14 protein-coding genes are annotated in these 13,293 nt (G+C 69.9%); 12 read left to right on the plus strand and 2 right to left on the minus strand.

Features of this window, described 5'->3' with window-relative positions:
- The 5 genes from dnaA (at nt 1) to NR798_RS00025 (ending at nt 4,715) form a co-directional block, all read left to right on the plus strand.
- Nucleotides 1-1,353 (plus strand): chromosomal replication initiator protein DnaA, encoded by a 1,353-nt coding sequence (gene dnaA / locus NR798_RS00005; protein ID WP_375769295.1) that lies wholly within the window; start codon nt 1-3, stop codon nt 1,351-1,353.
- A 113-nt stretch (nt 1,354-1,466) separates the two neighbouring features.
- Nucleotides 1,467-1,955, plus strand: a complete 489-nt coding sequence (locus NR798_RS00010) for a hypothetical protein (RefSeq protein ID WP_375769296.1) — start codon at nt 1,467-1,469, stop codon at nt 1,953-1,955.
- 185 nt (nt 1,956-2,140) lie between these two features.
- Entirely contained in the window at nt 2,141-2,767 is a 627-nt protein-coding gene (locus tag NR798_RS00015; RefSeq protein WP_375769297.1) for an NAD(P)-dependent oxidoreductase, read from the plus strand.
- A gap of 428 nt (nt 2,768-3,195) precedes the next feature.
- A complete protein-coding gene (locus tag NR798_RS00020; protein WP_375769298.1) occupies nt 3,196-4,065 on the plus strand; it encodes an alpha/beta fold hydrolase in 870 nt (289 codons plus the stop codon).
- Nucleotides 4,062-4,715 carry a hypothetical protein gene (locus NR798_RS00025; RefSeq protein ID WP_375769299.1) on the plus strand — a complete coding sequence of 218 codons (654 nt, stop codon included), beginning with the start codon at nt 4,062-4,064 and terminating at the stop codon, nt 4,713-4,715. Before NR798_RS00020 ends, NR798_RS00025 begins: the two co-directional genes overlap by 4 nt.
- Here NR798_RS00025 and NR798_RS00030 read toward each other — a convergent pair.
- Nucleotides 4,684-5,199 (minus strand): secretin and TonB N-terminal domain-containing protein, encoded by a 516-nt coding sequence (locus NR798_RS00030; protein WP_375769300.1) that lies wholly within the window; start codon nt 5,197-5,199, stop codon nt 4,684-4,686. The genes NR798_RS00025 and NR798_RS00030 overlap by 32 nt on opposite strands.
- A 115-nt stretch (nt 5,200-5,314) precedes the next feature.
- On the opposite strand from NR798_RS00030, the gene NR798_RS00035 reads away from it, so the two are divergent.
- Nucleotides 5,315-6,217 carry a hypothetical protein gene (locus NR798_RS00035; protein WP_375769301.1) on the plus strand — a complete coding sequence of 301 codons (903 nt, stop codon included), beginning with the start codon at nt 5,315-5,317 and terminating at the stop codon, nt 6,215-6,217.
- Between the two features lie 300 nt (nt 6,218-6,517).
- On the opposite strand, the gene NR798_RS00040 is transcribed toward NR798_RS00035, so the two are convergent.
- Nucleotides 6,518-7,306, minus strand: coding sequence for a hypothetical protein (locus tag NR798_RS00040; RefSeq protein ID WP_375769302.1), 789 nt, complete (start codon nt 7,304-7,306; stop codon nt 6,518-6,520).
- A 123-nt stretch (nt 7,307-7,429) separates the two neighbouring features.
- Between NR798_RS00040 and NR798_RS00045 the strand changes: the two genes are divergently transcribed.
- The 6 genes from NR798_RS00045 (at nt 7,430) to NR798_RS00070 (ending at nt 13,240) form a co-directional block, all read left to right on the plus strand.
- Nucleotides 7,430-7,645, plus strand: a complete 216-nt coding sequence (locus tag NR798_RS00045) for a hypothetical protein (RefSeq protein ID WP_375769303.1) — start codon at nt 7,430-7,432, stop codon at nt 7,643-7,645.
- Nucleotides 7,646-7,735: 90 nt separating this feature from the next.
- Entirely contained in the window at nt 7,736-9,121 is a 1,386-nt protein-coding gene (locus tag NR798_RS00050) for a cytochrome P450 (RefSeq protein WP_375769304.1), read from the plus strand.
- 49 nt (nt 9,122-9,170) lie between these two features.
- The gene (locus NR798_RS00055; RefSeq protein ID WP_375769305.1) at nt 9,171-9,914 is read left to right on the plus strand and encodes a hypothetical protein; all 744 of its coding nucleotides are present in this window, start codon (nt 9,171-9,173) and stop codon (nt 9,912-9,914) included.
- Between the two features lie 87 nt (nt 9,915-10,001).
- Nucleotides 10,002-10,805 (plus strand): hypothetical protein, encoded by an 804-nt coding sequence (locus NR798_RS00060; RefSeq protein WP_375769306.1) that lies wholly within the window; start codon nt 10,002-10,004, stop codon nt 10,803-10,805.
- Nucleotides 10,806-11,077: 272 nt separating this feature from the next.
- Complete coding sequence (locus NR798_RS00065) at nt 11,078-12,325, plus strand: hypothetical protein (RefSeq protein WP_375769307.1); 1,248 nt, start codon at nt 11,078-11,080, stop codon at nt 12,323-12,325.
- A gap of 192 nt (nt 12,326-12,517) precedes the next feature.
- The gene (locus NR798_RS00070) at nt 12,518-13,240 is read left to right on the plus strand and encodes a class I SAM-dependent methyltransferase (protein ID WP_375769308.1); all 723 of its coding nucleotides are present in this window, start codon (nt 12,518-12,520) and stop codon (nt 13,238-13,240) included.
- Nucleotides 13,241-13,293 lie beyond the last annotated feature (53 nt).

The following is a 13,293-nucleotide window of genomic DNA, read 5'->3' on the forward strand; positions in this document are numbered from 1 at the left end:
GTGACCGCGCTCGCCCGCCCCCTGCCCCCACAGCCAAGTGCCGAGAATCTCTGGGCGAGGCTGCTGGACCGCCTCACGCAGGACGGGAAGGAGTACGCCCTGAACTGGCTCGGCAAGATGCAGGCCCTGGACGTGCGCGACGACGCGCTCGTGCTGGCCGTGCCGGACCGCTTCTACCAGGACTGGGTGGACGACCATTACCGGGGGCTGCTCGAGTCGACGCTGGCCAAGGTGACGGACTCGCCCACCCGGGTGGCCTACGAGGTGGTGCCGGGCCTGGCGCCTCCGCCGGAGCTCAAACCCGCACAGGCGGTCAAGTCCAACGGGGCCCGGCCGCCCCGGCTCAACGCCCGCTTCACCTTCCAGAACTTCGTGGTGGCCGATAGCAACCAGCTGGCGGCCGCGGCGGCCCAGGCGGTGGCCGACACCCCGGGCCGGGCCTACAACCCGCTCTACGTCTACGGCGGCACCGGGCTGGGCAAGACGCACCTGCTGCACGCCATCGGCAACAAGATCTGGGACCGGGATCCGACGCAGCGGGTGGTGTACCTGTCGAGCGAGCAGTTCACCAACGAGTACATCGAGAGCGTGCGCGAGCAGCGGATGCCGGAGTTCCGCCGGAAGTTCCGCGAGGAGTGCGACGTCCTGATGATCGACGACGTGCAGTTCCTCGGGCGCAAGGAGGAGACGCAGCGCGAGTTCTTCCACACGTTCAACACGCTGCACGAGCAGGGCAAGGCCATCATCCTGACGAGCGACATGGTGCCGGCGGAGGTGCCCGGGCTGGAGGAGCGGTTGCGCAGCCGCTTCAGCATGGGGCTCATCACCGACATCCAGGAGCCGAGCTTCGAGACGCGGGTGGCCATCCTCCAGAAGAAGGCGGTGCTGGAGGGGTTGGACCTGCCGGACGAGGTGGCGCACTTCATCGCCCGGGCGTTCCAGAAGAACGTGCGGGAGCTGGAGGGAGCGCTGGTGAAGGTGAGCGCCATCCACTCGCTGTCGAGGCACCCGGTGACGGTGGACTTCGCCTCGCACGTGCTCAAGGACGTGCTGCCCTCCCGGCAGGTGGTGGACGTGGAGAGCATCCAGAAGGAAGTGGCGCGCTACTACAAGGTGCCGGTGGAGGCGCTGAAGGAGGACCGCCGGCACAAGGCGCTGGCCCATGCGCGCCAGGTGGCCATGTACCTGAGCCGCAAGCTGACGAAGGGCTCGTTCCCGGAGATCGCCGCGCGGTTCAACAAGGACCACTCGACGGTGATTTCGGCGGTGCGCAAGGTGGAGAAGCAGCGCGAGACGGACGCGTCGGTGAAGCGCGAGCTGGACGAGCTGGAAGCGAAGCTGACCGGCGAGTGAGCGGCGCTGCCCCGGAGAGCGGGCACGCGAGCACATGACCTGAGCGGTGACTTGACGGGAAGTGACCTCATGGGTCAACCTACTGGAGAAGTCACCACAGGAGGAGTGCGTCGATGGAACGGTCCACGTCGGTGCCCACGGGGATGGGCGAGCAGTCCCTCACGCCAGGCGAGCAGCGGATCCTGGCTCTGATGGAGCAGGGCCAGCAGCGGCTGGAGGAGCAACTCAAGGATCTATCGCTCAGGGCGGAGCAAGAGGCGGCTGCCAGCAAGACGCGCGATAGGGAGCTGGCCGCTGAGCTTCAGCACTCGCGGGACCAGGCGCAGGAACGGAACCTCTGGATGGCCGGTGAAATCAAGAGGACCCAGCAGTCGACGCTCGAGGCCATGTACCTGGAGATGAACTCGATGCGGGCCATGCTGTCCAAACGGCTCGACCAGCATGATACGCGCCTGGGAGCGGTGGAAGGCACGCTCGAGCGGCACGAGGAGCACATGCGCAGGCTCGGCCAGACCCTCCAGGGCTTGCAGCAGGAGATGCAGAAGCTGGCGGCCGCCGTCGAGCGCCTGGCCCAGGCCCCGCACCTGGCCGCGTCACCGTAACGCCACGCACCCCGAGTCCCGGTAGCGGGAATCCCCGATCCACCCGGCGCCTCTGGACGCCTCGTGCCGTGAACAGCTTGCGGACAACCCGGTGCCGGGGGCGCTATACACCGGGAGCCTCGCTCGTCCGAGCCAGGGCCCGAGGGGCCCATGCACTCGGGACGGGGCACGGAGGAGCAACACCCATGCGGTTGACGGTCTTCGGAGCGACGGGGCGCGTCGGGCACACGCTGGTGCACGATGCGCTGGGGCAGGGGCACGAGGTGACAGCGTATGTGCGCGACCCGAAGCGGCTGGGGCTCAAGCACGGCCGGCTCTTCGTCAAGAAGGGCAGCATCGAGGACGGCTCCACCGTCGCCGAGGCCATCCGCAACACCGAGGTCGTCGTGAGTGCCATCGGCGCTCGGGACGCGACCCATGCCGTCACCGTGGTGACCCAGGCCACCCGTGCCATCGTCACCGCCATGAAGGCCGAGGGCGTCCAGCGGCTCGTCACCGTGGGCGCCGCGGGCCTGCTGCCCCACCCCGCCGGAGGGCTCGCCGGCGAGCACGGCCTGCCCCCCTTCCTCCGCCATGCCTTCGAGGACCACCGGGGCGCGCTCCAGGTGCTCCAGGAGAGCGACCTCGACTGGGTGGTGGTGTGCCCCCCCGTCATGCCCAGCGGCGTGAAGACGGGCAAGTACCGCACCGCCGTCGAGTCCCTGCCCACTGGCGGCCGTCAGGTCTACGCCGAAGACGTGGCCGACTTCACCCTCAAGACCGCCCTCGGCACCGAGCACCACCGCGTCCGCATCGGCATCGTCGGCGACTGAGCCCCGGCTCCCGGGCGCGCTCTTCCAAAAGTTGTCCAACAGTTGGACAAGTTCGCGCCCTTCGCCACCGGAAGGCCGGCGACTGAGCCCCGGCTCCCGGGCGCGCTCGTCTCCAACTGGTCCAACAGCAGGGTTGGCCAGAACAGCTATGGAGTGGCGACCGAGCATGGGAGCACTCGGTAATGGCGGAGCCGAGGACTTCGCCGTGCCCTCCTGCCGACCAGCCTCAATCAGCTGTTCCGACCAACCCTGCAGTCGGACCAGTTCGCGCCCTTCGCCGCCGGAAAGCTCTCCGCCTCCTGCCCCTCGCCCTCCGGGAGAGGGACGGGGTGAGGGTAGCGCGTGCACCCGGGTTGCCACTCGCCCTGGCGAACCCCGGGCCCGGGCCTTACACAGGGCCTACCCGTGTGCCCCCTCGAGTCCCTCGTATGAAGCCGGCCCCGCTGTTCCTCCTCCTCTTGTCAGCCCTGTCCGGCTGCGCGCTCCCCGCGCCCACCTCCGGCACGCTGCTGCGCTCCGGGCCCACCCCCGTCTCCTCCGCCCTCTTCCAGGTCCGCGCCCGCCACACGGATCTCATCGACGTGCGCGTGCTCTTCCCCTCGGACTCCGAGGGTCATCCCGCACGGCCCACCGGCGGCGAACCGCTCCCCGCGCTCGTCCTCGTCCACGGCGGCCTCGTGCCTCCCGAGGACTACTACTGGCTCGCCGAGTCCCTCGCCGCCCGCGGCTACGTCGTCGCGCTGCCCTCACATCCGCTCGACCTGCCCTTCTTCGCCATCGACAACGGCCACTTCGCCCGCGAGCTCCTCACCTCGCCTCCCGAAGGCTCGCTCCTCGAGGGCCTCGTCCACCCCACCCGCATCGCCGTCGCCGGCCACTCCCTCGGCGGCGTCGTGTCCGCCAAGCTCGCCCTCGACGGCGGCTTCGCGGCCCTCGCCCTCCTCGCCAGCTACCCCGACCCGGCCGATTCCGGGCGCATTCCCTCGCTCGCCATTCCCTCGCTCTCGCTGGCCGGCGAGCGGGACTGCCTCTCGGAGCTGCCCCGCGTCCGCGAGGACGCCTCCCGCCTCCCCGCCCCCTCGGTGCTCGTCGTCCTCCAGGGCGTCACCCACTTCCAATTCACCGCCAGCGACCGGCGGGACGTGGAGGACGGCTGCGCCCCCACCGTGCCGCTCGACACCGCGCACGAGCGCATCACCGAGGTCCTCTCGCGCTTCCTCCACGCCGCGCTGGCCGGACAGGGCACCGGCGCCGACGACATCCGCCAGGTGCCCGGCACCGAGGTCACCGCCCGATGAGAGCCCTCGTCTTCTCCACCGCGCTGCTGCTCGCCCCGGTGGCCACCGCCGACGCCCCCGTCCTCACCGCGCGCGGCCGCGTGGACGACTCGCACCTCTCCCTGCTCGCGGGCCCCCAGGGCGTGGGCCTCGGCTTCCTCCTCGCCGCGCCGCCCGTGCCCGGCTCCCGGCCCACTGCCTTCGGTGGAGAGCTGTTCGTCCTGCCCTCCACCGGCGTGCTGGAGCTGCGCGGCGCCGGCCAGTGGCAGCTCACCTCGGGACAGGGGCCCTTCCAGGCCTCGGCGCAGCTCGGGCTCACCACCTATGGCGTGGTGCGCGGCGCCGCGGACCTGGGCCTCGGGCCCCACGCGGGCCTCACCGCGAGCCTCGGCGGCCCCCGCCTCGAGGCCCTGCTCGGCGCCCAGGCCGGACTCGAGGCCTTCCTGCGCACCGGCGGCCCCCGCCTCCCCGTCCGCGCCCTGCTCGGCGCTCGCGGACGGCTGGGGCCCTGGGGGCTCGCCCTCACCGCCCGCGGCGGGGTGGACTTCGAGCGCGGCCTCTCCGCCACCTGGCGCGGCGACGTGCTGCTCGCCCTCAGCTGGTACGGCCGCGTCTCCGAGGCGACTCCCGAAGGGCCTCCTACGGCAGCCTCGGCGCCTCCACGTCCGTGACGATGAGCGTGTTGGTGCGCGCGTCCACGCTCACGCTGCCCCTCGGCGACAGCACGCCCTTCACGTGCGGCAGCATCTCCGACGCCCGCGCGTAGTTCACCGGAATCAGCCAGGTGCGCAGCGGCGCCGTCTCCTCCTTCGCCTTCTTCAGCCGCGCGAGCGACTCGGCCTCCTCCTGCAGCGTCTTCAGCGACGCCACCCGCAGCACGCTGCCCCGCCGCTCCATCCCCAGCCCGCGCGAGGCCAGCACCACGTCCAGCGCCTCCGTCCACGGCACGTTGCGCAGCGACAGCGTCACCGTGCCCTGCACCTCGTCGGACACCACCAGGTTCAACCGGCCCACGTCCGCCAGCATCCGCAGCACGTCGTGCACGTTGGCGCGGGTGACGTCCAACGAGATGCGCTTGGACTCCTTCGGCGGGCTGGCCACGGCGGGCGTGGCGGCGAGTGCCAAGGCGAGGAACACGGCTCGGGCATGCCTCATGGAACTCCTCCGGCTGTCACGGGGAAGGCGCCAGTCTAACGCCGCGGCCCCCCTCGCTTCAGGCGCCCCCGCTCCTTTTGTCCTCCACGGACTCTCCCCGGCCCTGGAGGGGAAAATGACGGCGTGTGGCCAGCAAGGGGCGCCCCGGGTCTTCGTCTCCGGAAGCAGGGGCTCCTGGCCGGAAGAGACTCCCATTCCCCACACCGCCATGAACCTGCCCACCCTGTCGCTCCGTCAGACGCTGCTGTCCGCCACCCTGGCCCTCACCGCTTGTGGAGGCGAGGGCGCCTCGCTGCGCTTCTCCGCCAACGAGAACCGGGCCCAGGCCGCCAGCGCCCTCGTGTCCGCCCTCGAGCCGCTGGGCCCCTCCGCGCCCACCTTCTCCAGCGAAGGCCTCACCTTCACGCTGACCGAGGCGCTCATCCACCTCAAGGACATCCGCCTGGACCTGCCCCAGGGGACGAAGTGCGCCGACGTGCGCGGCCTGCTCTCGGGCGCCACCTGCCAGGGCGGCGAGTCCGGCAGCGGCTCGGGCACCGTGGTCGTCCCCGGCCCCATCGTCGTGGACCTGATGACGGGCGCCACCCAGCCGGACCTGTCCGGGCTGCGCCTGCCCGCGGGCACCTACAAGCGCATCGACTTCCGCCTCGAGGAGGCCGAGGCCGGCGAGGTCGCCACCGGGCCGCTCGTGGGCTACAGCCTCCTGGCCAGGGCCACCTTCACCCGCGACGGAGCCGACAACATCCTGGACCTCAAGCTCAAGTTCAGCGAGGACGCGCGCTTCCAGTCCGCCACCGGCGTCACCGTGGACGCGGACGACGAGCTGCTCGCGCTCCTCAAGCCCCAGGCGTGGCTCGAGGGCCTGCCCGTGGCCTCGTGCCTCCAGTCGGGTGACCTGCAGCTCTCCAGCAACGTGCTCTACCTGGACGAGCGGGCCCAGGGCGCGTGCGGCGACGCCGAGACCCTCGTGAAGAACAACATCAAGAACAGCGGGGACCTGCGCAAGGCGAAGGAGTAGTCCCGAACCGGCACCCCTGACGCGCTCGCGCGCCAGGATGCCGGTCGCACACGGTGGGTGCCTCCCACCTCGGCTCGGGAACGGGCCCCCTCCAGGCCTCCACCCTGGGGGGGGCCGTGCGGTCTCCAGGCCCCCTAGCTGTCCCCTCTCCCCTCGGGAGAGGGTCGGGGTGAGGGTGCCTGTCCCTGTCCTTCAACCCGTGAACCAGCGTGGGGACACGGGTTCCAACCCACGTCCACCCGATACCCTCACCCCGTCCCTCTCCCGGAGGGCGAGGGGATATTGGGCGCGGTTGTCAGCTCATGGGCCCAGCAGCTCCGGCAGCCGCGGCAGGATGAGCCCCACCCACAGCACCAGCGAGCCCGCTCCCAGTCCCATCGCCGCCAGCGCCTGACCCTTGCGGCCAATCGGCGGCCGGGCCTCGGGATTCACGCGCCGCAGCGCCGCCAGGCCCAGCCCCAACGCCACCGGCGCCAAGAACGGGAAGAACACCCCGTACAGCCCGAGCTGCACCCCCACCAGCGCCAGGGGATTGTTCTCGTGCCGGTTCCACAGCCGCCGCAGCACGGCGTCCGTCACCGGCACCCGGAAGAAGAGCTTGAAGCGCGGGTCCTGGTGCACGGACACGCCCATGGCCAGGAGGAACAGGGCGGACATGAGCAGCAGGGGCTCCCGGTAGACCACCCCGGCCGCCCCCAGGCCCACGGGCAGGGCGATCAGCCCCACGCGGGCCCAGAACTGGCCGAAGAAGCACCCCACGCCCCCCCCCGAGCAGGCGAGCAGGAAGAGCCCCGTGGGAGTGTGCCCGGCCGCCAGCAGCGTGAGGCCGGGGCCCAGCGCCACCAGCCCCCCCACGCCGAGGAACCAGCCCCACGTGTCCCGCCGGCCCCACAGCTTCTGGCGGAACGTTTCCAGGTAGTTCACCTCGGGCAGGGCGGCGCAGGCGGTGCAGTAGACCGCGCCCAGCACCCAGCTCGCGCACCCCTCGCAGAAGAAGCCGCCACAGCGCCCGCAGATGCCCGCGGCCGCGACGTCCGGGTGCTCGGCACAGCGGGGCGTGGTGGCGCCGGGGGCTTCGGCGGAGGGCATGCGCCCACTATCGCATGAAGCCGCCCGCCCCTTCCCCGGCGGACGGGGCAGGCGCCGCTTGTTGCCACCACCTCCCACCCCCACCCTCCCAGGGGAGAGCCATTACCCAACGAGGGACACACCATGGCGGACCACACCTGGGGCAACTGCAAGGGCTGCCGCTTCTTCAACAGCCACAACGCCCAACCCGATGACACCGAAGTCGCCCAGTGCACCCAACCGGAGCTCGTTGACTTCGAGCTGCAGGTGAGCGGCATGAGCGGCTGCAAGGAGTTCGAGGCCCGCACCGGCGTCTCCAGCGGCGCCTTCCAGGAGCCAGAAGCCAGCACGATGCACTGAGCGTGCGTCCTCCCTGGCTCCCCCGTTAGCGTCTCCCCCGTCCGGTTCCCCCTCGGGAGCCGGCCCACCTCACCCACGAGGGGACGCGCCATGCCGGAAGCACGCACGCTGGGAGAAGCCCCGGGACCCCGGGGCCACTGGTTCTGGGGCAGCATCCAGGAGCGGCGCCACAACCCGCTCCAGCTCTTCCTGCGCGCCCACCAGGAGTACGGCGAGTTCGTCCGGCTGCGCATGGGGCCCACCATCAGCCTCCTCTCCCTCACCAGCCCCGAGCTCATCAAACACGTCCTCGTCGACCACGCGGACCGCTACGCCAAGCCCTCCGGCCTCGTGCGCGATGCCTGGCCCGTGCTCGGCAACGGCCTCTTCACCAGCTCGGGCGACTTCTGGAAGCGCCAGCGCCGCCTCATGCAGCCCGCCTTCCACAAGGAGCGCCTCGCCACCCTCGCCGGCTCCATGGTCGAGGCCACCCAGCAGCTGCTCGCCCGCTGGCGCGCCCGCCCCTCCCCCTCCGAGCCCCTCGACGTCTCCGCCGAGATGATGCACCTCACCCTGGGCATCGTCGGCCGCGCCCTCTTCTCCACCGACGTCAGCGGCACCGCCAACCGCGTCGGCCAGGCCCTCACCGTCGCCCTCGCCGAGACGAACCACCGCATCCTCTCGCTCGGCCTCTACGCCCCCGACTTCCTCCCCACCGCCCGCAACCGCGCCTTCCGCCAGGCCCTCTCCACCCTCGACTCCGTCATCTTCGACATCATCGCCCGCCGCCGCGCCGGAGAGACGCAGGGGGATGATCTGCTCGCCACCCTCATGGCCGCCCAGGACGCCGACACCGGCGAGCGCATGACGGACGCCCAGCTGCGCGACGAGGCCATGACGCTCTTCCTCGCCGGCCATGAGACGACCGCCAATGCGCTCGCCTGGATGTGGCACCTGCTCGCCCAGCACCCTGAAATCGAGGCCCGCGCCCGCGCCGAGGCCCGGCGCGTGCTCGGCGGCCGCTCCCCCACCGCCCAGGACATCCCGCAGCTGCGCTACCTCACCCAGGTGTTCGAGGAGACGCTGCGCCTGTACCCGCCCGCGTGGATCTTCGCCCGCGAGCCGGTGAAGGAGGACGTGCTCGCCGGGGTGCGGGTGCCCGCCAGCCCCCGCGTCATCGTCGTCACGCCGCCCTACGCCCTCCACCGCAACCCGCGGCTGTGGCCGGACCCCGAGCGCTTCGATCCGGAGCGCTTCTCCCCCGAGCAGAGCGCCCAACGCCCCCGCATGGCGTACCTGCCCTTCGGCGGCGGCCAGCGGCTGTGCATCGGCAACAGCTTCGCCCTCATGGAGGCCACCCTCATCACCGCCGAGGTGCTCCAACACTTCCGCCTGCGCGCCGTGCCCGGCCACCCCGTGGAGCCCGAGCCGCTCGTCACCCTGCGCCCCAAGGGCGGCCTGCCCATGCTCGTCGAGCCCCTCCAGGCCCGCGCTTAGGACACAGCCAGAGCCGGCTGCCACCGCACCGGAGAGGAGCATGTGGAACATGAAGAACAGCGGAACCAGGACGAGGAGCACCTGGAGGCTGGCGGGTTTTCTCCTGGTGCTCGTGGCGGCCCTCGGTGCCCAGGCGCAGCCGCCCTCCTCCAAGCTCCCTGGCCGTCAGCCGGACTCCAAGGAGCCCTGGGGCGCTTTTCTTGGCAAGGCCGCGCATGAAGCCATTGGCAGCGCCTACCGCGTGCAGAATCCCTCCAACGTCGTCTTCCTCAACACCGTCGACCTCTACAGAATCGTGGCGAGGGGGAAGTTGGGAGACCCCGAGCGTCTTCCGGAGCTCGTGAGGCGCTTGCGCCCGGACATCACCGACACCGACGCCCTCATGCTGTTCGAGCTCAAGCCAGACAATGAGGAGTCACGTGAGAAAGGGAGAGCAGAGGCGGGGCGCTACCTGGCGGCGCTCAATGAGGCCGTGGAGCCCGGCAAGAAGCTCACGGGAGGCACCGGCTTCGAGGGGTCGCTCTTCCTCGAATTCGAGAACGGGGGAGCACTCTGGCAGTTGTCCTGGCGCACGCCAGAGCCCGGAGTGACGCTGTACCGCTGGAGCTACCGGCGCAAGAAACCCGGTGCTTCCTGGAAGGAGCGGGCGGCCCAGAAGGCAGAGGAGCTGCCCAGGGAAGAAATAGAGCAGCGCGGTGAGTTGGCCGGGCAGGCGATCCGGGCCGCCCATGAAGGGGGCGAACGCCCCAAGGGCTTCCAGGGCCAGGTCTACTTGCCCGCGGACTGCCGCTGAGCGGGCAGGAGGCGGCTGCCGCCCCTGGAGCGAGCGAAGTGCCTGTCGCTTGAGGCGCGTCTGACCGCTGTGGTAGGGCGAAAAGCCATGACCCCGGAACCCTCCCCGGTGCTCGAGTTTCCAGCGTGGCTCTACGGCACCATCGCCGCCATCCGCCGCAAGGCGAGAGCCGAGGGACGCTGGTGGGCCCGGGAGTACCTGAAGACCGGTGCCTTTCCCCAGCCCCGGCAGATGCGCCAGGTGCTGTCCGGCGAGGTGCTGGTGATGCACTCGGGGGCCGAAGGTTTCGACTGGGCCCAACCGCGCTGGCGGATGCACCTGTTCGGCGACGTCTTCATGGACTTGAATGAAGGCGTCCCGAAGCAGGAGCGTCAACGCATGAGGGATACCTTCGAGTCCTTCTGCCTGAGCACTCCGTGGGGGACACTCGATTATACCGTGTCTCCGTCCCCGCCGCGGAGCGTGGAGCGCGTGGCGAACCGGCTCGCCTCGGTGCTCCGCTTCTGGGAGGTGCTCCAGGGCCCTCGCTACGCGTTCTGGCCCGGTAGGACGTACACGCTGGAAGAGCTCATGGAGGACATCTACCGCAAGACCCTGGAGGCCTGGTGCCCCGGAGGCCCGCCCTCGGTCCGCGAGCACCTGGCCCTGACGGTGGTGCGCATGGCTCGCGCTACCCGAGAGGACTGCCTGGAGGCCGTGCTCCGGGTGATGCCTGCCGTGGTGGAGGCGAACACCCATCTCAAACACCGCGAGGTGCTCAGTGATCCGGACTTCCTGCGTGAGCGCCTCTCCGTACTTGCCCCGGAGGACTTCGAGGATGTTTCCAGCGCCGACAGATACGCGGTGAACGGGCAGTTGTACGCCTGGGACAGGGAGTTGGGACGGCATTAGCATCAGAGCTCCTATTCCCAGACGAAGCACGGACGAGGCCCACGGCCGTCAGGGACATGCGGCTCACCCCGCGCACCAGGAGGCCGGCCGTTGCGCATCATCGGATGCACTGACGGTGCTGTGGTAGACGAAGCCTGCCTGCCCCGGTTCAACACCCGCTTACGAAATGAGAGGGCGCTTCATTGTCCTGGACCAACTTTGGATTCCCTGCCGTACGACAACCTGACCGGAAGGTCATTGCCGCCGTCCTGGCGTTTGCTCAAGACGCTGGGGTGAAGCTCCATTCGGTTAGCTTCCAGTTTCAGAGTGGTGCCACCCTGGAAGCGCAGGGGGAGACCGCACAATCCTGCGAAACGATTCTGAACGCACTGCCTGCGGATGACAGCGACATCATGCGCACGCTGACCGTTCAATTCCCCGTTCGGGCACAGATGGTCACGGTCACCATCAGTCGAGATCCTCAGCAGGCCTATGACCAAGTCACTGCCCAGCTGGGCAATCTGCAGAACCTTAGGATGCCACAGGACCTCGTGGCAGAGGTGAACCGGCTGACCGTGCACCTCAAGAAGCGCCTTCTCGCAGTCGATACTCGTGCTGGTGTCGAGGCACTGCTGGGCAAGGAGACGCAGCAGAACCTTGAGCGCCGTGAGCTGGAACTGCAGCGCATTGAGGCCCTCGGGCGCTCGTTGGCGGAGAATCTCGCCAAGGCTGCCTCCGACACACGGGTGCAGCTCGAGGAGGAGTACCGCGCGCTTCGGGCCAGCGTGGAAGCTGAACGTCAGGCGAACGCCGAGCGAGCCCGCGCCCAAGCCGAAGAGCGTGAGCGGGCCCTGGACGATCGGCAGAAGGAGCTCGACGCTCGCCTCGCGGACATTGACGACCGTAATGTCCGGCACGCGCGGCGTCAGATTCGGAAGGAGCAGAAGAAGGAGCTGGAGGCCAGTGCCAAGGAGTTCAAGCTCACGGCGGGTACGCAGAACCTTCGGAGACCGGTCGAGTGGACCTGCTGGGGACTGATGCTGCTTCTCGGTGCCGGGGCAGTCGTCTCGACCTGGAAAAACCTCCACTACCTGGACACTGGAGCGTCCTTTCCAGTCGCAACGTGGATCTGGCTGTGGGTCAAGCAGGCGGCTCTAACGGCTGGCCTGGTCAGTACGGCGGTGTTCTATATCCGGTGGAACAACCGCTGGCTCGAGCAGCACGCCTCCGAGGAGTTCCGCTTGAAGCGCCTGAGCCTCGATCTCGACCGCGCGAGCTGGCTCGTCGAGACGGCGATGGAGTGGAAGGCCGAGAAGGGGGCGGAGATCCCCAATGTCCTTGTTGAACGCCTCAGCGCCGGCCTGTTCGAGCCCGAGAAGCCGAAGGAGGCGCCCCTCCAGCCCGCGGACCAACTCGCCTCCGCGCTGCTCGGCGCCTCCGCTGAGGCAACGATCGAGGTACCTGGCGGAAGCAAGATCCGGCTCGACCGGAAGGGGCTGAAAGCGCTTCAGAAGGGAACCGGCGGCGAGAACGCCACCTAGCCTGAGCCACTGGACATCCGGGAGCCCTCCAAGAAGCACCTCTCAGGGGCGGAGGCGTACAGAATATCCAGAGTCTAGCGCTTGGCAGCGCACACTCACCCACCCCTCTTTTATTCAGAACCACGCGATTTTTCCACATTCTCAGAGGGAGGGGTCGCGCCGGAGGAGGGAATTGGAGTACAGGGTGGGCGCATGTTCCACCCCAAGGGACCCCGCTTCGTGGAGCTCGTCCAGCAGGGCCTCAGCTCGGTGGAGCGGGGCTACGACTTGCTCGCGCCGAAGTTCGACTACACGCCCTTCCGCACGCCGGACGACGTGCTGAAGGCGAGCCTCGAGCAGGCGGGGCCGCCGGGGAGCGTGGCGAGCGCGCTGGACGTGTGCTGCGGCACGGGGGCGGCGATGCGCCACCTGCGGCCGCTGTGCCGCGAGCGGGTGGTGGGGGTGGACCTGAGCCAGGGCATGCTGGACGAGGCGCGCCGGAGGCTGGCGGACGCACCGGGCCCGGCGGCGCTCGAGTGGGTGCAAGGCGACGCGCTGGCGCTGCCCTGGCGCGAGGAGTTCGAGCTGGTGACGAGCTTCGGCGCCTTCGGCCACATCCCCGAGGAGGACGAGCCGCGGCTGGTGGAGGCCATCCACCGGGTGCTCAAGCCCGGAGGCCGCTTCCTCTTCGTGACGGGGGAGGAGCCCTCGCGGCTGCGGCCGGGCTATTGGATGGCGAAGGCCTTCAACGCGGCCATGCGGGTGCGCAACGCGGTGTGGAAGCCGCCCTTCGTCATGTACTACCTGACGTTCCTGCTGCCGCGCGCGCGGGCCCTGCTGGAGGCGGGGGGCTTCGACGTGGAGGTGCGGCGGGACGTCCTGCCCGAGCCCTACGCGCGCTACCGGCTGGGCGTGGTGATCGCCACCCGGCGGTGAGGGGAGCCCGGCAGTGCAGCCCTACCTCGAACGTCATAACATGGAGGGAGCCC

The sequence above is a fragment of the Archangium gephyra genome (assembly GCF_042230915.1).
Lineage (GTDB): Bacteria > Myxococcota > Myxococcia > Myxococcales > Myxococcaceae > Archangium > Archangium gephyra_B.

What these genes read in the sequence shown, in the direction of transcription:
- NR798_RS00010 (WP_375769296.1), top strand. Translation starts at nt 1,467, where the DNA reads ATGGAACGGTCCACGTCGGTGCCCACGGGGATGGGCGAGCAGTCCCTC.
- NR798_RS00015 (WP_375769297.1), top strand. Translation starts at nt 2,141, where the DNA reads ATGCGGTTGACGGTCTTCGGAGCGACGGGGCGCGTCGGGCACACGCTG.
- NR798_RS00020 (WP_375769298.1), top strand. Translation starts at nt 3,196, where the DNA reads ATGAAGCCGGCCCCGCTGTTCCTCCTCCTCTTGTCAGCCCTGTCCGGC.
- NR798_RS00025 (WP_375769299.1), top strand. Translation starts at nt 4,062, where the DNA reads ATGAGAGCCCTCGTCTTCTCCACCGCGCTGCTGCTCGCCCCGGTGGCC.
- NR798_RS00030 (WP_375769300.1), bottom strand. Translation starts at nt 5,199, where the DNA reads ATGAGGCATGCCCGAGCCGTGTTCCTCGCCTTGGCACTCGCCGCCACG.
- NR798_RS00035 (WP_375769301.1), top strand. Translation starts at nt 5,315, where the DNA reads ATGACGGCGTGTGGCCAGCAAGGGGCGCCCCGGGTCTTCGTCTCCGGA.
- NR798_RS00040 (WP_375769302.1), bottom strand. Translation starts at nt 7,306, where the DNA reads ATGCCCTCCGCCGAAGCCCCCGGCGCCACCACGCCCCGCTGTGCCGAG.
- NR798_RS00045 (WP_375769303.1), top strand. Translation starts at nt 7,430, where the DNA reads ATGGCGGACCACACCTGGGGCAACTGCAAGGGCTGCCGCTTCTTCAAC.
- NR798_RS00050 (WP_375769304.1), top strand. Translation starts at nt 7,736, where the DNA reads ATGCCGGAAGCACGCACGCTGGGAGAAGCCCCGGGACCCCGGGGCCAC.
- NR798_RS00055 (WP_375769305.1), top strand. Translation starts at nt 9,171, where the DNA reads ATGAAGAACAGCGGAACCAGGACGAGGAGCACCTGGAGGCTGGCGGGT.
- NR798_RS00060 (WP_375769306.1), top strand. Translation starts at nt 10,002, where the DNA reads ATGACCCCGGAACCCTCCCCGGTGCTCGAGTTTCCAGCGTGGCTCTAC.
- NR798_RS00070 (WP_375769308.1), top strand. Translation starts at nt 12,518, where the DNA reads ATGTTCCACCCCAAGGGACCCCGCTTCGTGGAGCTCGTCCAGCAGGGC.